The sequence below is a fragment of the Shewanella sp. Choline-02u-19 genome, assembly GCF_002836205.1.
Lineage (GTDB): Bacteria > Pseudomonadota > Gammaproteobacteria > Enterobacterales > Shewanellaceae > Shewanella.
In genome coordinates this window covers 1-22,395 of record NZ_PJBE01000012.1, presented here as the reverse complement: position 1 = coordinate 22,395, position 22,395 = coordinate 1, and the positions used below count along the sequence as shown (strand labels likewise).

20 protein-coding genes are annotated in these 22,395 nt (G+C 42.7%); 14 read left to right on the top strand and 6 right to left on the bottom strand.

The genetic code is table 11. From position 1 onward, the window contains the following. Window positions 1–59: 59 nt before the first annotated feature. The 5 genes from CXF83_RS02130 (at window position 60) to glpG (ending at window position 4,914) form a co-directional block, all read left to right on the top strand. The gene (locus CXF83_RS02130) at window positions 60–719 is read left to right on the top strand and encodes a TetR/AcrR family transcriptional regulator (RefSeq protein ID WP_101090145.1); all 660 of its coding nucleotides are present in this window, start codon (window positions 60–62) and stop codon (window positions 717–719) included. A 390-nt stretch (window positions 720–1,109) separates the two neighbouring features. Beyond that, on the top strand, window positions 1,110–2,306 hold the full coding sequence (locus tag CXF83_RS02120; RefSeq protein ID WP_101090147.1) for a glycine C-acetyltransferase: 1,197 nt from the start codon (window positions 1,110–1,112) through the stop codon (window positions 2,304–2,306). A gap of 89 nt (window positions 2,307–2,395) precedes the next feature. Then, window positions 2,396–3,421: an L-threonine 3-dehydrogenase gene (gene tdh / locus CXF83_RS02115; protein WP_101090148.1), complete on the top strand. Its 1,026-nt coding sequence runs from the start codon at window positions 2,396–2,398 to the stop codon at window positions 3,419–3,421. Between the two features lie 64 nt (window positions 3,422–3,485). After that, complete coding sequence (glpE, locus tag CXF83_RS02110; protein WP_101090149.1) at window positions 3,486–3,794, top strand: thiosulfate sulfurtransferase GlpE; 309 nt, start codon at window positions 3,486–3,488, stop codon at window positions 3,792–3,794. Between the two features lie 280 nt (window positions 3,795–4,074). Next, entirely contained in the window at window positions 4,075–4,914 is an 840-nt protein-coding gene (glpG, locus tag CXF83_RS02105; protein WP_101090150.1) for a rhomboid family intramembrane serine protease GlpG, read from the top strand. Window positions 4,915–4,978: 64 nt separating this feature from the next. Here glpG and elbB read toward each other — a convergent pair whose 3' ends face one another. Next, window positions 4,979–5,632: an isoprenoid biosynthesis glyoxalase ElbB gene (elbB, locus tag CXF83_RS02100; RefSeq protein ID WP_101090151.1), complete on the bottom strand. Its 654-nt coding sequence runs from the start codon at window positions 5,630–5,632 to the stop codon at window positions 4,979–4,981. Window positions 5,633–6,018: 386 nt separating this feature from the next. Here elbB and polA point away from each other — a divergent pair, with 386 nt between their 5' ends. Then, the gene (polA, locus tag CXF83_RS02095) at window positions 6,019–8,772 is read left to right on the top strand and encodes a DNA polymerase I (RefSeq protein WP_101090152.1); all 2,754 of its coding nucleotides are present in this window, start codon (window positions 6,019–6,021) and stop codon (window positions 8,770–8,772) included. A gap of 669 nt (window positions 8,773–9,441) precedes the next feature. Here polA and yihA read toward each other — a convergent pair. Then, window positions 9,442–10,110 carry a ribosome biogenesis GTP-binding protein YihA/YsxC gene (gene yihA / locus CXF83_RS02090; RefSeq protein WP_101090153.1) on the bottom strand — a complete coding sequence of 223 codons (669 nt, stop codon included), beginning with the start codon at window positions 10,108–10,110 and terminating at the stop codon, window positions 9,442–9,444. 169 nt (window positions 10,111–10,279) lie between these two features. Between yihA and CXF83_RS02085 the strand changes: the two genes are divergently transcribed. The 5 genes from CXF83_RS02085 to hemN all read left to right on the top strand — a co-directional run bounded on the left by CXF83_RS02085 (window position 10,280) and on the right by hemN (window position 15,855). Next, window positions 10,280–10,900, top strand: coding sequence for a c-type cytochrome (locus CXF83_RS02085; RefSeq protein ID WP_101090154.1), 621 nt, complete (start codon window positions 10,280–10,282; stop codon window positions 10,898–10,900). 1,488 nt (window positions 10,901–12,388) lie between these two features. Next, window positions 12,389–13,066 carry a class I SAM-dependent methyltransferase gene (locus CXF83_RS02080; RefSeq protein WP_101090155.1) on the top strand — a complete coding sequence of 226 codons (678 nt, stop codon included), beginning with the start codon at window positions 12,389–12,391 and terminating at the stop codon, window positions 13,064–13,066. 45 nt (window positions 13,067–13,111) lie between these two features. Beyond that, entirely contained in the window at window positions 13,112–13,657 is a 546-nt protein-coding gene (gene yihI / locus CXF83_RS02075) for a Der GTPase-activating protein YihI (protein ID WP_101090156.1), read from the top strand. 89 nt (window positions 13,658–13,746) lie between these two features. Beyond that, complete coding sequence (locus tag CXF83_RS02070; protein WP_101090157.1) at window positions 13,747–14,214, top strand: DUF2489 domain-containing protein; 468 nt, start codon at window positions 13,747–13,749, stop codon at window positions 14,212–14,214. 264 nt (window positions 14,215–14,478) lie between these two features. Continuing rightward, window positions 14,479–15,855, top strand: coding sequence for an oxygen-independent coproporphyrinogen III oxidase (gene hemN, locus CXF83_RS02065; protein ID WP_101090170.1), 1,377 nt, complete (start codon window positions 14,479–14,481; stop codon window positions 15,853–15,855). A gap of 342 nt (window positions 15,856–16,197) precedes the next feature. Here hemN and CXF83_RS02060 read toward each other — a convergent pair whose 3' ends face one another. From CXF83_RS02060 to CXF83_RS02055, 4 genes are all read right to left on the bottom strand, one after another. Beyond that, window positions 16,198–17,481 carry an alkyl/aryl-sulfatase gene (locus CXF83_RS02060; RefSeq protein ID WP_232775010.1) on the bottom strand — a complete coding sequence of 428 codons (1,284 nt, stop codon included), beginning with the start codon at window positions 17,479–17,481 and terminating at the stop codon, window positions 16,198–16,200. A gap of 6 nt (window positions 17,482–17,487) precedes the next feature. Continuing rightward, complete coding sequence (locus CXF83_RS22765) at window positions 17,488–17,853, bottom strand: MBL fold metallo-hydrolase (protein WP_232775009.1); 366 nt, start codon at window positions 17,851–17,853, stop codon at window positions 17,488–17,490. An 80-nt stretch (window positions 17,854–17,933) separates the two neighbouring features. Then, window positions 17,934–18,170: a hypothetical protein gene (locus CXF83_RS22760; RefSeq protein ID WP_232775008.1), complete on the bottom strand. Its 237-nt coding sequence runs from the start codon at window positions 18,168–18,170 to the stop codon at window positions 17,934–17,936. A 367-nt stretch (window positions 18,171–18,537) separates the two neighbouring features. Next, complete coding sequence (locus CXF83_RS02055; protein ID WP_101090158.1) at window positions 18,538–18,777, bottom strand: hypothetical protein; 240 nt, start codon at window positions 18,775–18,777, stop codon at window positions 18,538–18,540. A gap of 162 nt (window positions 18,778–18,939) precedes the next feature. Here CXF83_RS02055 and CXF83_RS02050 point away from each other — a divergent pair, with 162 nt between their 5' ends. From CXF83_RS02050 to CXF83_RS22435, 3 genes are all read left to right on the top strand, one after another. Continuing rightward, window positions 18,940–20,736 (top strand): DUF885 domain-containing protein, encoded by a 1,797-nt coding sequence (locus tag CXF83_RS02050; RefSeq protein ID WP_101090159.1) that lies wholly within the window; start codon window positions 18,940–18,942, stop codon window positions 20,734–20,736. Window positions 20,737–20,848: 112 nt separating this feature from the next. Then, complete coding sequence (locus CXF83_RS02045) at window positions 20,849–21,823, top strand: alpha/beta fold hydrolase (RefSeq protein ID WP_101090160.1); 975 nt, start codon at window positions 20,849–20,851, stop codon at window positions 21,821–21,823. A 295-nt stretch (window positions 21,824–22,118) separates the two neighbouring features. After that, on the top strand, window positions 22,119–22,307 hold the full coding sequence (locus CXF83_RS22435; RefSeq protein ID WP_157822891.1) for a hypothetical protein: 189 nt from the start codon (window positions 22,119–22,121) through the stop codon (window positions 22,305–22,307). The last annotated feature ends 88 nt before the right edge of the window (window positions 22,308–22,395 follow it).

The window sequence follows — 22,395 nt, the reverse complement described above, 5'->3', positions numbered from 1 at the left end:
CCAAGCAAAACATTCACTAAGCTTGGCGATTTCGTGGATATTAATCATTTAGGATGAATATGAAAACCCGTGACAAAATCGTACAAGCCAGCTTGGAGTTATTTAATCAGCATGGCGAAAGAGCTATCACAACCAATCATATTGCAGCCCACCTAAATATTAGTCCAGGTAACCTCTATTATCACTTCCGTAATAAAGAAGACATCATCCGTTCCATTTTCAGTCTCTATGAGCAACATTTAGAATCAGGCTTTCAGCCCTACGTAGACAAAGAGGTCGATGTCGATCTCTTGGTCGGTTACTTTGATGCGATGTTCTACACCTTATGGCAGTTCCGCTTTATGTATGCCAACCTTGCAGACATTCTTAGCCGCGATGAAGCGTTAAAAAATCGATATTTACAGGCGCAACAAGACGTTTTAGCACGCTCTAGCAGTGTCCTTATAAAACTGACTCAAGATGGTTTTTTAGCGATTAATGAAGAAAATATAGCCCCGCTTGCTGATACCATTAAAATGCTGGTTAGCTTCTGGATAAGCTATAAACTGACCCAAACACAGTCTTGTATCGGCTCAATCACTAAAGAGTCACTATATGAAGGGCTGCTTAGGGTGATCATGATATTCAAAGCCTATTCTACTCCGAATTCTACCGCCACATTTGAAAGGCTTGAAGAGTACTACCGGTCAATGGCGCTCAGTACAAGTACACCCTCTTAGTTTAATAAGGTGCTATCGCAATATCTTACTTGATGCCATTTTTGCAAAAAGTAACTTTTGAATTAACGTATCCTTGTCATTAAGCAGCCAAGGCATTGGCTTCTCATTAGCCATAATGACCTCTGTTGGCATTAAATTTTGGACGGCGGCACGTTCAAGTGCAAATCTAAGCGCCCTATGAAACAGCCAACGACACGAATTCATGAATATGGCGACCTCAAGCACTAAAATACAAAACAAACAATTAGTTTAACTAATCTGAAACATACAGTAGCCCTAATCTAACTTATCTCGCTAGCGCTGCTAAAAAAAGGCTGTGGGGCTGGGCTGTTTAAGGTTAAAATGCCGCCACTCCAATAATCAAAACAATACTAATTAAGGAGAATTTAGGTGTCAAAGACCTCATTCTACGACCAAATAAATCAACAAATTACCGATGTAAAAGCAGAAGGCCTTTATAAGAGTGAACGCGTAATTGTTTCTCCTCAACAAACAGCAATTGAGGTTAATGGCGACCAAGTCATTAACTTTTGTGCCAATAACTACTTAGGTTTGGCTAATCACCCTGAGTTGATTAAAGCTGCCCATGGCGGGCTTGATGCCCACGGTTTTGGCATGGCATCAGTACGATTTATCTGTGGCACACAGGATATCCATAAGCAACTGGAAGCCAGTTTAAGCGCTTTCCTTGGCATGGAAGATACCATTCTTTACTCTTCATGCTTTGATGCTAATGCTGGTTTGTTTGAGACACTGTTAAGTGCAGAAGACGCGATTGTCTCTGATGCACTTAACCATGCATCAATCATTGATGGTGTGCGTTTATGTAAAGCCAAGCGCTTCCGTTATGCCAACAATGATATGGCCGATCTTGAGACGCAACTAAAAGCCGCTAAAGAAGCCGGTGCACGTAATATCCTGATTGCGACTGACGGTGTATTTTCAATGGATGGCGTCATCGCTAACCTCAAAGGCGTATGCGATCTTGCAGACAAGTACGATGCGCTGGTAATGGTTGATGACTCACACGCTGTTGGCTTTGTTGGTCAAGAAGGTCGCGGCACCCACGAATTTTGCGATGTGATGGACCGTGTAGACATTATTACCGGTACTTTAGGTAAAGCACTTGGTGGGGCTTCAGGTGGATTCACTTCTGCTAAGAAAGAGGTTGTTGAATGGTTACGCCAACGTTCACGCCCATACCTCTTCTCTAACTCGTTGGCTCCTTCAATTGTTACCGCATCGATTCATGTTCTTGAAATGCTCAAAACAGGTCAAGATTTACGTGAAGCCGTTTGGGAAAACAGTCGTTATTTCCGTGAGAAGATGTCAGCAGCAGGCTTTACGCTTGGGGGCGCCGATCATGCCATTATTCCAGTAATGATTGGCGACGCCAAAATTGCGGGTGATTTTGCTAATCGTCTACTCGCAGAAAAAATCTACGTCGTTGGCTTCTCTTTCCCTGTGGTACCAAAAGGCCAAGCACGTATTCGTACTCAAATGTCAGCCGCGCACACTAAAGCGCAAATCGACAAAGCAATCGAAGCCTTCACCCGTATCGCTAAAGAGATGGGTATTATCAGCTAGAATTAAACCAAATAGGGTCACACGATGTTGTCACCCTAGTTGAATCAATTTAACAGACTGCAACTGAGTGGTCTGTCATAGGTCATAAGATGAAAGCGCTTAGCAAATTAAAGCCTGAAGAAGGCATCTGGATGGTTGATGCTCCTAAACCTGAAATGGGACACAACGATCTACTGATTAAGATCCGCAAAACAGCTATTTGCGGTACTGATGTTCATATCTACAACTGGGACGAATGGGCACAGAACACCATTCCCGTGCCTATGGTTGTCGGCCACGAATATGTGGGTGAAGTCGTCGAGATGGGCCAAGAAGTACGTGGTTTTACTATTGGTGACCGAGTCTCGGGTGAAGGTCATATAACCTGTGGTCATTGCCGTAATTGTCGCGGTGGTCGCACCCATTTATGCCGTAACACTTCAGGCGTTGGTGTAAACCGAGAAGGGGCTTTTGCTGAATATTTAGTGATCCCAGCGTTTAACGCTTTTAAGATCCCTGATGATATCTCTGACGATTTAGCGTCTATCTTTGACCCCTTTGGTAATGCTGTTCATACCGCATTGTCATTCGACCTTGTCGGTGAAGATGTATTAATCACCGGTGCCGGTCCTATTGGGATTATGGCTGCCGCAGTATGTCGCCATGTTGGTGCGCGCCACGTGGTAATCACCGACGTTAATGACTATCGCCTCGAGCTCGCCGAAAAAATGGGCGCGACTCGTGCAGTCAACGTTGCTAAAGAAAGCTTAGATGACGTTATGAGCGAACTTGGCATGACCGAAGGGTTCGATGTCGGTCTTGAAATGTCGGGCGTACCCGCTGCATTTCACTCAATGCTCGACACTATGAACCATGGCGGTAAAGTCGCCATGTTGGGTATTCCAGGTGGCGAGATGGCGATTGATTGGAGCAAAGTGATCTTTAAAGGATTAATCATCAAAGGTATTTATGGCCGTGAGATGTTTGAAACCTGGTACAAGATGGCAAGCTTAATCCAGTCAGGCTTAGATTTATCTCCTATTATTACTCATCACTTTAAGATTGATGATTTCCAACAAGGTTTTGACGCTATGCGTTCAGGCCAATCAGGAAAAGTCATCTTAAACTGGGACTAGTTAGTCCTATGGGGCTAACAGTAATGTCAGCCCCTTTTTATTCCACTATCACTACAGGTTTCCTATGTCAGCTTTTCAACACTTAAGTATCAACCAACTTATTCATATGCAGGAAGCCGCCGCCGATTTACAGATTGTCGATATAAGAGATGCCGCGAGCTTCGAAGCTGGACACATTGACGCTGCTGTTAATCTCAATAACGAAAACCTCAGTCACTTTATTGCTGAAGCTGATATGGATCAGCCCGTTATCGTTGTCTGTTATCATGGGATTAGTAGCCAAAGTGCGGCCACCTATTTAAGTGAGCAGGGGTTTGATCATGTTTATAGCTTGGATGGCGGCTATAGTGCTTGGCATCAGGCTAACGCGTAATACCAGTTCCATTAAATATGTGTTCAATTCAGAGCTCTTTCAGGGCTTTCAATTCTAGGCGCATTGTTGAAAAAATGGTTATTCCCTTTTAAGGCTATGCAACGCAACAGTGAAAGTCCTGAGAAGCTCACGTTGTGCGGGTTTAAAATCACTTTATACTACGCATGTGATTTTCGATATAGAATAACTATTAGCTACAACCCACTTGCTTGCCTAAAGTAATTTTAATTCCCGCTGAATGATCAACTATTTAGTGGAATTGGTATAAGAGGAAAGGTCGATGATAGAGATAGGCAGCTTACCCAATAGCAGAGCAGCGCAAGCACTCATCGACTACCTAAAAGGGCAAAACATAAACTGCGCAGTAGTGCCAGCCGAGCAAGGCGTTATGCTGGTATTGCACGATGATCCACACCTAGCTCGCGTACAGCAAGAGTATCAAGCCTTTCTAAGTAACCCTTATGATGAAAAATACTTAGCCGCATCATGGGACTATGGCGACACCCATACAAATTTAGATTACGGCAATCCCAAATTACTATTACTGAGCCAATTTTTGACGGGAGCGGGACCACTCACTTTAGGCGTGTTTTTCACCTGCGTTGTTATTTATGCCGCAATGAACCTCGGCTTTGCAAACCCTATCTTTGAAACTTTGTCATTTTTTGGCGCGACTTCACCTGCATCTTTCAGTGAATTTTGGCGACTATTTACCCCCAGTCTTATCCACTTTTCCGCAATGCACATCATCTTTAATTTATTATGGTGGTGGTACTTAGGCGGTAAGATCGAAAATAAAATAGGCTTTAAACCGCTGTTTATTCTTTTATTAATTGGCGGCACTCTACCTAACATATTGCAATATTATATGGCGGGCCCTAATTTTGGCGGGTTATCTGGGGTTGTATATGCCGTGGTCGGCTACACCTGGATTATGGGCGTTAAACGTCCTGAATCTGGAATAGGACTTCCCCCCGCCTACATCGGCTTTATGTTGCTATGGCTAGTATTTGGTTTTACCGATATGTTCGGTCTTTCTATCGCAAATGGCGCACATCTAGGCGGTTTACTTGTCGGCGTGTTACAAGGCTTTATCGATAGCCGCAAACAGCAGGTATAGCTTAATCTTGCCTTGCTGAAAATGCTTATACCCACGCCACTCGGGTATAAGCCCAATATTATGATTAAGCCATACTTAACACTCTCGCCACCAGCTTAGTGATGCCGTTATGCGCATCGACTATATTGTCCGCAAGCATATAAGCGGGCGTGCTCACCACCTTGTTGATCTCATCGACAACAATACCATCAACCAGAGCCACCTGATGGACTCCTCCTTGCTTTTCAAACGCTGCAGCGGTGCCAACATCAGATCCTATGGTGCCGACCACACCAGCTTCATAACACTGCGGGATCATGACGGGTGAGATACACATAAAGCCAACGGGCTTTTTAGCCTGAGTAAACTGACTAATGAATTGTTTTACACTGGGTTCAATAATATGATCGGCCCCGGCTAAAGCAAAGTTACACAGGTTTTTAGCCGCACCAAAACCACCCGGAATAATTAACGCCACGAATTCGTCAACATTAAGATCAGCAACCGGCTTCACATCGCCACGAGCAATTCGTGCCGACTCCACTAACACATTGCGATTATCGGCTTCATCAACTTCACCTGTAAGATGATTGACGACATGTAACTGAGCGATGTCAGGCGCAAAACATTGGTAACTAGCGCCAGAACGAGCAATCTCCAGTAAGGTTAAAACCGATTCATGCAGCTCCACACCATCGAAAACACCACTACCACTTAAAAGAACTGCGACTTTTTTCATTAAAATCTCCATTTATATATCATATTGTTTTAACAAAAGTGCAACGAAGCACTTGATCAGATTAATTATCGTGCTAAGTTATCACTGCACTTTATCAAACGGTGATTATTTGACCAAGGAATAGGTTTGTAATGCGAGCTAAAATAAAAAGTCCACATTTATAGTTTAATTATCTAAAATAGCACCCACTTCACACAATTAGATTTAATAGCTAATTTTCAATCACTTATGTCTTATCAGTTTTACTGATAGAAATCAGTGAATTTAAGTTTGCCTGTTCCATGCACAGAGTTATCCACAGGCTCTCTAATATTTATCCGTGGCTGAAACAGCCTTGATATGGCATGCTAGCGCCATCATCGAAATGCGATAAACGAATACCTAATATGCCTAAAATTGCCGACAACCCTTTAGTTCTTGTGGATGGTTCTTCTTACCTTTACCGCGCCTATTATTCTCCGCCTCATTTGACTAACTCTAAAGGTGAAGCAACTGGTGCAGTATATGGTGTGATCAACATGCTTCGCAGCCTTTTAAATCAATATAAACCTAGCCAAATGGCAGTTATTTTTGATGCAAAGGGTAAAACATTCCGTAACGACATGTATTCGGAATATAAGGCGCAGCGTCCGCCAATGCCTGATGATCTTCGTAGCCAGATAGCCCCCTTACATAAACTCATTAAAGCCCTAGGATTGCCGCTCGTGTGTATTTCGGGTGTTGAAGCTGATGATGTTATCGGTACGATTGCCACTCAAGCAAGTAAAGAGGGGCGTGCCGTATTAATCAGTACTGGTGATAAAGATATGGCGCAACTGGTTGACGAAAATGTCACCCTGATCAATACCATGACTAATACCATAATGGGACCAGCTGAGGTCACTGAAAAGTTTGGTGTGGGCCCAGAGCTCATTATTGACCTGCTCGCGCTACAGGGTGATAAGGCCGATAATATTCCCGGTCTGCCTGGCGTGGGTGAGAAAACGGCTTTAGCCATGTTAACCGGCGTTGGTTCAGTCGCTAATATTCTAGCGGCACCAGAAAAAATGCCTGCGCTTGGTTTTCGCGGCTCAAAAACAATGCCAGCTAAGATTATTGAGCATGGCGATATTCTCAAGTTAAGTTATGAGCTCGCCACCATTAAGCTCGATGTAGAGCTTGAACAAGACTGGCGCAAGATGGACATTGAGCCAGCAAACAAAGATGAGTTAATTAAGTGCTATGGCGAAATGGAGTTTAAGCGCTGGTTAGCTGAAGTCTTGGATAATAAATCAAGTTCAACAGCAGCAAGCGATAACACTGATGAAGTAGTGGTAAAGCAAGACATCACCGCCGAATATGACACAATTCTAACGGTTGAACAGCTCGATGGCTGGTTAGAAAAGCTTAGTAAAGCAGAGCTTATCGCCATCGATACTGAAACAACCAGCCTCAATTATATGGAAGCTGAACTTGTCGGTATATCCTTTGCCATTGAAGCAGGCAAAGCCGCTTACTTGCCGTTAGCACACGATTATATTGATGCGCCTGAGCAGCTCGATAAAGCAATGGTGTTTGCAAAGTTAACGCCTTTGTTAGAAAACGATGCCATCAAGAAGGTCGGTCAAAACCTCAAGTATGACATCAGCATTTTCGCTAATGCAGGCATCACCTTACGCGGCGTACAGTTCGATACCATGCTTGAGTCATACGTGTTTAACTCTGTAGCCACAAAGCACAACATGGACGACTTAGCCCTTAAGTATCTTGGTCATAAAAACATTAGCTTCGAAGAGATTGCCGGCAAAGGCGTAAAACAGATCACCTTTAACCAAGTTCCACTTGAGGTTGCAGCACCTTACGCAGCTGAAGATGCAGATATTACGCTAAGACTTCATCAACATTTGTGGCCTCGACTAGAAAAGCAGCCTGAGTTAGCCAGTGTCTTTACTGATATTGAGCTGCCGTTAATTGATATTCTATCGACCATTGAGCGCCAAGGTGTGCTTATTGATAGCATGTTGTTAGGGCAGCAAAGTGAAGAGCTCGCCCGAAAAATAGATGAGCTTCAAAGTAAAGCGCATGAGATTGCTGGCCAGCCTTTTAACCTTGCCTCACCGAAACAGCTACAAGAGCTGTTTTTCGAGAAACTCGGCTACCCTATCTTAAAGAAAACGCCTAAAGGTGCGCCTTCAACAGCTGAAGAGGTACTGGTTGAACTCGCATTAGACTACCCTCTGCCAAAGATTATTCTTGAGCATCGTAGCCTGGCAAAACTAAAGAGCACTTATACTGACAAGCTGCCTTTGATGGTTAATGCCAAAACAGGGCGAGTCCACACCAGTTACCATCAAGCCAACGCTGCCACTGGTCGCTTATCGTCTAGTGAGCCAAACTTGCAGAATATTCCGATTAGAACAGAAGAGGGTCGCCGTATTCGCCACGCGTTTATAGCCCCGGCAGGGAAAAAGATTCTCGCAGCCGATTACTCGCAAATCGAACTACGCATCATGGCGCATTTGTCTCAAGATAAAGGCCTGCTGACCGCCTTTGCTGCAGGCAAAGATATTCATAAAGCTACTGCAGCAGAAGTATTCAATGTTGATTTCAGTGAAGTCACCACCGATCAGCGTCGTCGCGCTAAAGCGGTTAACTTTGGTCTAATCTATGGCATGTCAGCTTTTGGCTTAGCCAAACAACTTGATATCCCACGCGCAGAAGCACAGCTTTATATCGACACCTACTTTAAGCGCTATCCAGGTGTGCTGAAGTATATGGAAGAAACGCGCGCCATAGCAGCAGATCTCGGTTATGTGTCGACTCTGTACGGCCGTCGTCTATATTTACCGGCCATTAAGGACCGCAATGCCATGCGCAGACAAGCTGCAGAACGTGCAGCGATTAATGCGCCGATGCAAGGAACAGCTGCCGATATTATTAAGAAAGCCATGATCGATGTTGCCAAATGGATTGAAACGGAGACTCAAGGTGAGATAACCATGATCATGCAAGTGCACGATGAATTGGTATTTGAGGTAGATGCAGCGCAAGCAGAGACACTAAAAGTCAAAGTCTGTCAGTTAATGGCTGCAGCCGCCAAGCTCGATGTCGAATTACTCGCAGAAGCTGGTGTAGGCGACAACTGGGAACAAGCACATTAAGTAACCTAAGCTCAGTTACAGTCATTTTTCAGTTGGTTGTCTCGGCAACCAACTGAAATTATTAGTCTATGCGAGCAAAATCACCAACCCAAGCCCCCTTTAATAACGCCTCCACATTAATCGCTAAATAATTATCCAGTTAAAAGCCTAATATAAACCTATGTTTTTGAATCTGTAATATGAAATATATAGATCAATTAATGTGTTTTTATTGAACAAACCTTGAGATCCTCATCACATTATTGTGTCTTTTTTACAAAAACAGTTTTTCATAATACGGTTAATAGGGTAATATTCTCTGCGTAGGGTACAGAGGTTAAGATGTTCTATCTTTCAGACCTTTTTTAAATTCACTGATTTAAAGTGAATTGCCAAATTATGGCGCCTCAGCAAATCTAATTTGCTGGGGCTTTTTTTCGTCTAAAATTTACTTTAGAGTAATTACTTTAAATCGCTCAAAAAAAGAGTTATCATAGGTTCATTAAGTGCTATCAACTTAGGTTGGTAGGTCTTGAGTCTTGTTGAATTTAGCTTCTCCCCAAAAGAGCTAATTTACGCCGATGGTTTATTCCGTCGGTTTTTTTTTGCTTTCAAATCGACTTATGGCAATTCTAGCCATAAAAAAACGCCCCTAAATAGGAGCGTTTTAATCAATCAACAACCTCGACGTTACTCGCCATCAGCTTCGTCTGCGGCTTCTACCGCTAACTGTTGCTTCAACCATTCAGGCTTACACCATTCATCCAAAATACCAAGGGCCTTGCTTTTACCTATACCTTTGAGCGATGAGAACGGTTCAACTTTTACCGCATCATCAAAATGACTTAGCTTCTTACGCACTTCATTTACCATCTTCATTCTGTCACTTTGGCCTAACTTATCAGCCTTAGTTAACAGTGCCAAAACTGGAATGTCGCTTTCTACAGCCCACTCGATCATTTGCATATCAAGATCTTTAAGCGGATGGCGAATATCCATCAACACGACCACGCCACCTAAACAATTACGCTTGAGTAAATACTCACCAAGCGCCAGTTGCCATTTTTTCTTGAGCGCCAAAGGGACTTGGGCAAAACCATAACCGGGTAAATCCACTAAACGACGATGCTTATCGAGTTTAAATACGTTGATGAGCTGAGTACGACCAGGCGTTTTACTGGTACGGGCTATCTTCTGCTCCGTTAATAGATTCAACGCACTAGACTTACCCGCGTTCGAACGACCCGCAAAGGCTATCTCTACCCCAACATCACCAGGCAGGTATTCATTTAAGTGTGCGATGTCTGGCGCACTAATTAAAAACTCAGCTTTACGGAAATCGATACGAGATTCACTCACAATTAACTCCAAAATTTTATCAACTAACTTTGTTAAATATCGAAGAGTTGCTTACATTTTCACAATTTCGTGTAAAATATTACCTCGATCACATAAAATACATTTTATCACGCTTGCGGGTCTCCCTAGTAAGCCCATGACAAATATTTTAATAAGAAGTTGGAACGCTATGAAAAAGTTAGCTCTTGCGCTGTCTGTTTTAGTCACAATATCTTCGCCAGTAATGGCTGAAGGTAATGCTGAAGCAGGAAAAACTAAAACCATTGTTTGTTCTGCTTGTCACGGCGTTGACGGCAACAGCATGATAGACATGTACCCTAAACTTGCAGGTCAACAATCGACCTATATCGAAAAGCAACTACATGATTTCCGCAGTGCGGCTAAATCAGGTGGTAAAGAAGGCCGTGCCGATCCAATAATGGGTGGTATGGCAATGATGCTTAGCGATGAAGACATCGCTGATGTCGCTGCATTCTATTCAAGCCAAATAAAGCAAGTGATCGACGTTAAAGACGTTCCTGCTTTAGGTGAACAGCTATACAAGGGTGGTGACTCCGCTCGTGGCGTCACGGCATGTATTGCTTGTCATGGACCTGAAGGCAAAGGCTCTGAAGCTGCTGGCTTCCCTGATCTTAGCGGACAACACGCTAATTATATCAAGATCCAACTAAATAAGTTCCACGATACAAATCGTAACAACGACTTAAATGGCATGATGCAAGACATCGCTAAAAAGCTAAATGCTGACGATATGGACGCATTATCTAAGTATATATCAAGCCTTAAGTAAATATTAGTTAATCCTAAAAGGGCAGCAAAGCTGCCCTTTTTCATTTAACAAGATTAACGTTTACGTAAACTTCCCTTAAAAAACTTACTTGACAGCGATCACAGATTTCGGTTTAATGAGCCCCGTACCGAGATGAACCCAACTGTTAGTACAAAACTTTTAATAATAACTTTCAGATTTCGGTATCTATACATTTAAGATATAAGAATAAATTAACGACATAATAATAATATGATTAAGACCACTCACTAATAATAATAAGAGTAGAGATTTCTGTTTGAAATCCAGGTCGTAAGAATTTTAGTAAGGATTTTGGTTAGGAAGGCCAAAGCGCTATTTAGCATTTACCCTTACGTTCAGAGAAACACGCATAAATAGGAGAATGTTTGTAGGATACAAACATTGGCATAGGAAGCTAATTGCTTAGGATGCACTCGCTGGAAGCTTGTTATCACTGGAAGATACTTAGATACAACTAACATGGATGGTTACTTAGGCGTCATTGATAGACGATGAATTGAGATGTGTCATAAAGACCATCTACGGAAACTGTGGTCAGGAAGACAACAGGATTAACAATAAAGTGTCATGAAGACCAAAAACTAAAATAATTGCATGGAAAGCAATCAAAAAATAAGATGGATATTGACCGGGATCGTCACTAGCAAGTATGGATACTTGAAATAAGAATTGGTGCTAATTGCACTTTTATAGGCGACAGTTTATCTGTCGCCTTTTTTATTGCTCAAAAAAGCCGATTCACTGTATTCCATTCAAATTTCCTCGCGTTACAGTCAAACAACGTCGAAATACAGGGTTCACTATGTTGAGCAGGCCTGGATTCAAGCTCGATAATGGCCCAGGATTAACGACTTTCCGTCCGTGACTGTCTTCATGAAATAGCCGTTCTGGATATTCGAATTTAAAATCTTTGCTTATCGATAAAGAATACAAGAGCAGATGACTTCTCGCCTTGCTCTTCGAGAGCCCCTTAGGAACACTGCACTGCCTTATCCGGCTATCTTACGTTGCGCTCTGAAACAAGCATTTTAAACTCACTTGGGTATATAGCCATTCTACTTGAAGGTGCTCGTTTCAGAGGCGGTGTGCGAGTTCAATTCTAGACGCATTAATATAGAAATGGTTATTCCCTTTTAAGTTAATGCAACAACAAAGTGGGCTTGCACAACGCCTTCTACGATCGGGATGCTTTTATATAAAGAGTGGGGTTTACTCAACATTATTGATTTTATCAAGGGAGCGACCATTACTTGCAATCAATGCTTTGATTAAACCTCATTAAACTCCCACTGATTCCTGCATCTTCAGGGAGAACGGGTATATACTGGCTAAAGACCCTTTAAAAATTGGTTTATATCTTGCTATCAATTCATACTCTTAGTTCGCCATTTAGCGTAGCACCACGTTTTTATCAGTCTCTTTCGGTTTCAATATCTTTAATGCATTAATTTGAGAGGGAGTCGTTTTATGCGTCGATGCCCGTTGTGCTTGAGTAGCAATAGCCAACTATTCTATGAAAATAAAAAGCGCAGTTTATATCGTTGTCACCAATGTGAACTAGTATTTGCTGACGCCAACTCGCATTTGCCACCCAATGCCGAACGACAAAAGTATCGCCTCGCTAACAACAAACACAAATTACTCTCACAATTCCTGTTTGATTTAGTGTCTCAATGCGAAACAAGCGGACAATCATTACTCGGTCTTAATTTCGGCAGAACCTTAGATCCCAAGAGCTTGCAAAGGGTGACAGAGCGTGGCCATATAATTAATCAATATGACCCTAGCCTAGCACCTTGGAATAGACAGCTAAAACAGCAATACGATTTCATCTGCTGTTATCGTGTTTTTGAGCATTTCAGGTTTCCCTACAAAGAGTGGAGACTACTGTGTGAGTTAGTCAAACCTGGCGGCTGGATTGCGATTAATACGCCATTACTGACCGATCTCGACGGATTTGATAAATGGCACCACAAAAATAACATCACCCACGTTAGCTTCTATCAACAACAAAGTTTCAAATATCTGGCTAATAATGCCGGTTTTAAGCTATTATTTGCGGCAAACGATCTCATTCTGGTGCAAAAACCATCAGGATCTGGTATAACACGCGGCCAAACTTCAATTGTTGATAGAGATTATTAGTTTTGTCGGCAGCAGAGTCATTTAAGTTAACGAGATAAGCAAATCATGTCCCGTAGTAAGAAATCGCGTAAGAGCAACGAGAATGCTCCAAAATTAGCCCCAAGAACTAAGAAAAATGATCGTGTTCTTGGAGGTAAGAAACAAATTGCCGGCAATAAAGCGGGAAGTCGTCATAACGCTTCAATGATTGAAAGCCAAGCGAACGGTGGCAGCGCTAAAAACAGCGATCCACGTCACGGCAGTAAAAAGCCTATTCAGCTTAATATCGTTAAAGAGCAGAAGGTAGAAAGCAAGCCAAAAGGGCCTAAACTATCTGATGATGAAAAACTATTAAAGCTAGAAGAGAATCCGAGACTCAATGGTCTATTGGATATGCTTGAGGAGGGTAAAAACCTAACTCCAGATGATCAAAAGTGGTTAAATAAGCAATTAACCCAAATTGAAACTCTGTTAGATAAACTCGGTATTACCGAAGAAGAAGAGCTACCTCAGCCTAAGACTAAACCGAAGAAAGCCGTCAGCGATGACGACCTCTTCGACAAGTTTGAATCTGGTGCAGATCTGCTTAAAGATTTCCAACAGAAAGACTAGTCCTTAGAGACACAGCTCCTATATGGCATCTTAATTGATGCCATATTTTTATCTGACACTCTCACTTCCCGACTGTAACAGGATTTAGCATGACAACAGTTCTTATCGTTATTGGCTTTTTTATTATCGTTGCACTAACGACTTATGCAACTTACCTGCTGATGCGTATACGTAAGCAGAATCAAGCTAAAATCAAGCAGCAACAAGAACAGGCTGCAACGGCAAAAGCAAAGTCAGAAGAGTTACTCGATAGTGTACGTTACATAGCAGCAGCGATGCTCGAGGAGCGTTGTGAGTTATCAGAAGGGGTAATGCGTATCGCTAAGTTATTTAACTTAGTTGGTATGTCAGAGTTAGTCAGCGAACAGTATCCTGCAACATTCAAGCATTTTGAAGTCATCAAAGAGCACCCAATTAAAGAAAGTCGCACTGCACTGTCCAAAAAACAGCGGATGAAACTGGATTTTGCTCGAATACAATCAGAGGGTGAGCTAGAGAGTGAAATCTTAAAAGAAGCTAAACTACTTAGTCAATTTAACGCCTCCGCACTGCATTAATCACCCGCTACAACTATGGTTATAGCTTGTACTATGGCTATATTGGATCTCTACCCAGATCTCAGTTATAGAAGATTTTATTAATATAGGGTGAGTCTGTGCACAAAATCTACTTAACAGCGCAGACATAAACTCCAAATTCAGCGATATTCTATCGCTCTTTGTTACCCACATTTCAAATTTACAACATGGATCAAAGTTATTGCACAAATAACGATGCATACTTCACATGTTGCTAAATTACTATACATCGGAGGATACGCCTTGAAGCAGCCCACCCAAATTAGCTGGGATCAGTCAATGATCGAGAAGTACAACTATAGCGGCCCACGTTATACCTCTTATCCAACGGCGCTTGAGTTCGATGATTCGTTTACCGAAGATAAATTGCTGACCTCCATTAAAAACAGCAAGAGTGATAAGCTTTCTCTTTATATCCATATCCCTTTTTGCGCCAAGCTTTGTTACTACTGTGGCTGCAATAAAGTCATCACTCGTCATCAGCATAAAGCCGATCAGTATCTTGAGTATCTTGCGAAAGAGATAATTAAACGCGCGCCGTTATTTAAAAACTATTTAGTCACACAAATTCATTGGGGTGGCGGTACGCCGACATTCCTTACTCCTGAGCAAATTCTAACGCTGTCAGCACTTGTTAAAGCAAACTTTAATGTTGCTGAAGTCGGTGAATACTCGATTGAAGTTGACCCACGTGAAATAGAGCTATCGATGCTCGACACGCTAAAAGAAGCGGGCTTTAACCGCATCTCTATCGGTGTTCAGGATTTCAATAAAAAGGTTCAAATTGCTGTCAATCGCGAACAAGACGAGCAGTTTATTTTTGACCTGATGGCACGCGCTAAAGAACTTGGCTTTGTTTCTACAAACATTGATCTTATCTACGGCTTGCCACATCAAACTCCAGAGACATTTGCTGAAACAATGCAACGTGTTCTCGATCTTGATCCGGACCGTTTGTCTGTCTTTAACTATGCTCACCTGCCATCACGTTTTGCAGCGCAACGTAAGATTAAAGATGAAGACTTAGCGTCTCCACAGCAAAAGCTAGATATGCTGCATCAAACAATCGAAACCTTAACCGGTGCAGGTTACCAATATATCGGTATGGATCACTTTGCTAAACCTGATGATGAGCTTTCAATTTTACAAAATGAAGGCCGCTTGCACCGTAACTTCCAAGGTTATACCACTCAAGAAGAGTGTGACCTACTTGGTTTAGGTGTCTCATCTATCAGCCAAATTGGTGATTGTTATGCTCAGAACCAAAAAGATGTTCGCCCTTACTTCGAATCTATCGATGCTAATGGTCACGCACTTTGGAAAGGTTGTGGCTTAAACCGCGATGACGAGATTCGTCGCGTCGTTATTAAGCAGCTTATCTGTCACTTCGAGCTTGATATGGCCTTGATAGAAGAAAAGCTGAATATCAACTTTGAAGAGTACTTTGTAGAAGACTTAAAACTGCTACAGACATTCATTGATGATGAGTTAGTCGACATTACTGACAGAAAGATCACCATCAGCCCAACAGGCCGTTTGTTGATCCGTAATATCTGTATCTGCTTTGATGTTTACTACCGTGAAAAAGCAAGACAGCAACAGTTCTCGCGTGTTATCTAATTAAGATGCACACATAAAAAACCGGCATTAGCCGGTTTTTTTATGTCTCGAACAAACCGATTATGTATTAGCTGCGTATAATGTAAAGTGTTCATCCTCTGAGATAAATGCCACCTCAACACCCTTTACATTGCAAACGAGTAAACTCTACATCACTAAGTCCGCCTTCGTTTTAGCGTGTTTGCGCCCATTCCCTCGTAATGACATTTCTCTTTTACTTTAAAATCGGTTTCATCGAGTTCCCCAATGAGCTCAACCGAATAAATTGGTGATCCAAGCAGCTCAGTAAAAAGAGCACCTAGGATCTCAGCTCTAGGCACTCCCTTTCTAGTGAACCTTCAGCTATGGCGTCACGACGTTAAACCAAAAATTGAAGTCATCTAACATGCCGAGAAACTCTTTAAACTGCTTTTGGTCACCGCTGATGTTCACCGAACCATTCTTAATTGCTTCATCGAAGCTGAGCTCTTTGAGCTGGATACTATTCATGGTTTTCATGCTCATCACCAAGGCTACATCGGGTTTTTCAACTTGGTTCTGACTATGGTGCAGCACAGCGTTCTCTAAAGTGAGTGTGTACTGACTTTGGAGGTCCGTAAAATCAATATTAATATTAATATTAAGTAATTTACCTTCAGCTTTACTCGAATCAAGTCTTACCGCTAAGAAATCAAACAGCATTGCTGGTGTCATTGCACGTATGGTATCTGGTGTTGCTGTTTGAGTACCTCCTGCTGATGGTACACCGTTTCGTAACTCATAAGCCCCCTGTAGATACACTGAGCGCCAAGGACCAGATTCAGCCTGATAGCCAAGTTGCTCAAAAGCATCAGCTAACAACTCTTTCGCGGGTTGGCTCTTAGCGTTGGCAAATACGGCATGCTTCATCACTTCGGCGACCCAGCGATATTCTCCTTTATCAAATGAGGCTTGAGCTTTCTTAATCACTGCCGCTTCGCCTCCCATAAACGCTATATACTTTTTAGCGACCATCTCGGGCGGTAGGTTGTTGAGGTTAGATGGATTACCGTTATACCACCCCATATATCTTTGATATACAGCCCGACTGTTATGACGCAAGGTGCCGTAATAGCCCCGAGTCGCCCAGTTCTGTTCAAGCTCTGCAGGTAGGGTAATCATCTCGGAGATCTCTTCCCCCGTATAACCTTGGTTCATCATACGAACAGATTGGTCATGGGTAAATTTGTAGATATCACGTTGTTTTTTAAAGTAGGGAATAATGTTTTCGCTATCCCATAGCGGCCAGTGATGACTCTGGAATTTCACTTTTGCTTGGTCACCCCACGTGTCTATGGTTTCATCAAGAAAGCTTGACCAAATCAATACATCCCGCACTTGAGCCCCACGCAAGGTCAAAATATTGTGCATGGTATTGGTGGTATTTTCCGCCATCCATAGTGCTTTCATGTCAGGGAACCAGGTATTCATTTCCGCGGGCGCCTCACTACCTGGTGTGAGTTGAAACTCCATGTTTACCCCATCAATATTGAGTTTCTCACCTGTTTTAGTGATCTCATGACTAGGTAATAATAAGCCAGCGAGGCCGGTTGAAACCGTCATACCTAGGCCGCCATTGACGCCGCCTTTAGCATTACGAGGTAGCATGGCACCTTACATATAGACGGCACGACGCCCCATAGCATTACCAGCAATTACATTTTCGGAGACCGCATGTTCGGTAAAGTGCTCGGGGGAGATCACTTGAACTTTTCCGGACGCGACCTCTTCAGCAGTCGCAATACCCGTTGCACCGCCGTAGTGATCAATATGGCTATGGCTATAGACGATAGCAACAACGGGACGTTCCCCTAGTTGCTTATTGATGAAATCGAGAGCCGCTTTTGCGGTCTCTGGTGAGATCAGTGGATCGAAGACAATCCAGCCTGTTTTACCCTTAATAAAAGTGATATTAGTTAGATCAAAGCCACGAATTTGATAAATGTTCTCGGTGACTTCAAAGAGGCCATGTTGGATCACGAGTTGCGAGTTACGCCACAAACTGGGGTTAACGGTATCAGGTGAATCTTTATCGATACTGATATAGGTTTTGTATTGCTCTAGATCCCAGACGACATTGCCCTGTGCATCTTTAATCGTGACAGTATCTGGCTTGGCGATAAAGCCACGCTGTGCATTTTTAAAATCTTGCCTATCGCTAAGGGAAGGGCTTTGAGTACTGCGGCATTTTCTTTTTTGGTAAATTCTGAGGCAGGTTTTGACTGAGTCGCAGCCATAGTTGAGTGAGGTAAAATCAGAGAAAATGCTATTAACAAGGCAAGCTTAGATCTATTCATTACAATTCCTTTTATAACTGAGAACTATCAACATCCAGATTCCTAACCTAGTCGGTATTAGTCGAATGAGCAATAGTTGAACCACAATATGAAAGACCTACCTATGCCGCGAGTAACTGTCACAGTAATGGTATCCGGCGGCTAATACAGCTACGAAAGCGATACCCGCAGCCAAGAACAAGACTAAGCCATTGTTTTTTAGCTTAATTAAGATGTAAAACAGAGATTAAGTGACGTCATATGTTAAGGTGAAAATCACGACGTAGACATATTCGCAGGGCTTTTTCTGTCGCATAGCGTATTTTGACACCTTGGTTTAAGGGAGATAATACGGTCCTGTCGCAGATAGATAAAACGTATATCAACATTAAGTACCTATGGCTTTACTATTGTCTAGCTGTCGGTAAATACGCTTTATAATTAATGTGTTGAACAAAAACATCTCATTAACATTGTCGAATATAACCATCAAAAATAAAAGAAATGATACATCAATATTCAGAATGAAAATCTTGGGAAGAAACTGAATAGTACTTGCTGGCGGTGCACTTAACTCATGCAGATAGACATCGCTAAAGGCATAGGTCCATAGGGAAACTTGTCTCATTCAGCCTCCTAGTTATATCAGAGGAGTCTGTTTTCATCGTTTATTGTGGTTTAGAGTCTGTTTGCGACAAAGCCCTTTAACTTATCGGCGTGACCTTTTACGCCGCGATCGGCATAATCAAAGTCAGAATAAAAATAAATCCATAACAAAAACGGATATAACATGTACAAATACTTGCTCCCCTCCATTTTAGTCATCAGTCTCAGCGCCTGCCAAACTCTCTCTATGGCTCCGACCTCTCAAACAACAACCGTTGCAACATCAGCAAAACAATCGATAGATGCACAACTGCAAATAGTAATCGACCAGGCATGGCAGATATCATTAGATGAAAGTCCTAGTTTGGCATATTCATTGGGCGATCTATCCGCAGCAGGAAAGCTGCAGGATCTATCGCCAACAGCCCTAGGCTCACTAAATCAACGTCGTGTTACGTTGTTAAGTGAAATAAAAGCACTTAATAGAGCGGAGTTGAGTGCCGATGATGTTATCAACGCCAAAATTTTACAAGACCAATTGCAAAATAGCGTTGACCTATATCGCTATAAAGACCACTACATCCCTTTGTCAGCCGAGAGCGGCTTTCATGCATATATAGCCTCAATCGCCAATGGTCGCTTTGCAAAAATAGAAGATTATCAAAATTATATTAGCCAGCTGAAAGCATTGCCGACTTACTTTTCACAGCAAACCTACTGGTTAAAGCAAGGACTTGCATCTGGGATCACACCAGCCAAAGTAACCCTAAATGGATTCGAAACCAGCATTAGTGCCTTTATTGTACCAGTGGAAGAAAGCGGCTATTTTAAGCCTTTCACTGAATACCCAGCGTATTTCAGTGACGCTGAAAAGATAGCGTTAACCAACCAAGGTTTAGAACTAGTAGAGAACACTGTATTACCTCAATACCAAGCTTTTTATGACTTCATGGTTAATGAATATATTCCAAATGCACGTACTGATATTGCGGCTTCAAAACTGCCTAATGGTAAAGAGTTTTACGAAAACCGAGTTCGTTACTACACCACACTGGACATGACATCAGATGAAGTGCACCAACTAGGCTTAAGCGAAGTTAAGCGTATTCGAGCAGAAATGCAGCAAATCATTGACGAGGTTGGATTTGAAGGCAGCTTTGCTGATTTCCTCCACTTTCTAAGAACAGATCCGCAGTTTTACCCTAAAACAGCAGAAGAACTTCTAAAAGAAGCGGCCTACATCGCAAAAAAGGCAGATGCTATGCTGCCCAAGTACTTCGGTAAACTACCGCGTCAGCCATACGGTATTGCCCCAGTGCCAGCTGAAATAGCCCCTAAATACACCACGGGCAGATACTCCGGCTCCAACCGAGATGATGAACCAGGCTACTATTGGGTCAACACCTATGCGCTCGATAAACGACCACTGTATGAAATGGAAGCTTTAACATTACACGAAGCAGTACCGGGGCATCACCTACAGATATCATTAAATCGAGAGCTAACAGAACTACCCAGTTTTCGCCGTTATGGTTATATCTCAGCATTTGGTGAAGGTTGGGGTCTCTACTCTGAGTATCTAGGGCTTGAAGCTGGATTCTATCAAGATCCTTACAGTAATTTTGGTCGACTTACCTATGAAATGTGGCGAGCAGCAAGACTTGTCGTCGATACGGGTATGCACGCAAAAGGGTGGAGTCGTCAGCAAGCAATCGACTTTATGGCAAGTAACACCGCCTTATCACTCCATAACGTGACTACAGAGATCGACCGCTACATCTCGTGGCCTGGCCAAGCTCTATCTTACAAAATAGGGGAGTTAACCATTAAGCGTTTACGCGCCCAAGCGGAGCAAGAACTAGGCGAAAACTTCGATATCAGGGCATTTCACGATGCTGTGTTAGCCAATGGTTCTGTTCCTATGTCGATTCTTGAGCAGCAAATTAACGACTTTATAGAGCAACAACAAGCCGCGCTTTAACCGGGTCCAATAAAATGGTCGCTATATGCGACCATTTTATTATCCACTAGACCCCCTTATAGCAAAGGGAGTTTGTTACACTGCAAATATCTTTATCCAATAGAATACAACCATGCCAAATGCTGCTGAACCTGCCATATCACTAAGCTCTGTCTGTACCTTTTCATCTGAGCATCATCTAAGCAGCCCCGAGCAAGCTGCATTTTGGCAGCAGGTAACACAAGCAAGTTTTAAAACCAAAGATGGTATATCACTCGCTTATGCATCGGTTATTCAACAAAATAGCAAAGGCACCATAGTACTAAGTAGTGGACGAGTCGAATCCTACTTAAAGTATAAAGAGCTCATGTTCGATCTTTACCGCCAAGGCTACGACTTGTTTGCTATTGATCATCGTGGCCAAGGACTTTCCAGCAGAACGACCGTAAACCTCCATCAAGGACATATCGACAAGTTCCAGCGTTATGTCGACGATTTCGACGAATTTATATACAACATCGTTAAACCAGTTCAAGAGAGAGACTATTTTCTTGTCGGTCATTCGATGGGGGGAGCCATAGGCACTTTGTATTTAGCTCAGCATCCAGGTGTGTTTAAATCAGCTGTATTTTCAGCCCCAATGTACGGTATAAAACTCCCGCTACCGAAGCGCTTCATTCGTAAACTAGCATCGCTGTTAGATAATCATAGTAACCAAAATCCAAACTATGTATTGGGCGGCAAAGATTATCATGCAGATCCATTTGAAAAGAACGACCTAACCAATAGCAAACTGCGTTATGACGACTATAGAGATCTCTATCAACAGCAACCTAAACTACAGTTAGGCTCACCAACAAACCGTTGGTTAGTAGAATCTATCGATGCTGGAGAGAGTGCGATAAAAGCAGCTCAGAATATCAATATTCCCTTATTAATACTTCAGGCAGAAGAAGACACCATTGTGTCTAATGCAGCTCAGAAACGCGCAAGTACAGGCTTTTGTAAGTTAATCAAAATCCCCTATGCACGGCATGAGATCTTTATGGAGCGTGATACAGCTAGAAACACAGCACTCACGGCTTTACTTAACTTTATACAAGTTTAAAACTCCATCTTCAGCAATACTACTACCTATAAAATAGCCCGTTGCGTTAACAACGGGCTGTTCACTCTCTTTCGAGACCAATCTTAGAAAGAGTGGCGCCTGGAAATGTTCCGCTCGCACTTAGCTGCGACGGCCACTACACGATTATGCCGATGCTATTGCCCTGCATTCCATCGTTCCGGCAATTCAACAACGTAAAAACGCCCAAATCGCAGACGTAAAAAAGCCCGTTGCGTTAGCAATGGGCTATTCACTCTCTTTCGAGACCCATCTTAGAAAGAGTCGGCGCCTGGAAATGTTCGATTCGCACCAGGGTTATATCGGCCACAACACGATTATGCCGATGCTACTGCCCCTGCATTCTGTCGTTCCGGCAATTCAGCAACGTAACAACACTCAAATCGCAGACGTAAAAAAGCCCGTTGCGTTAACAACGGGCTGTTCACTCTCTTTCGAGACCCATCTTAGAAAGAGTGGCGCCTGAAAATGTTCGATTCGCACCTGGGCTATATCGGCCACAACACGATTATATCGATGCTATTGCCCTGCATTCTGTCGTTCCGTCAATTCAA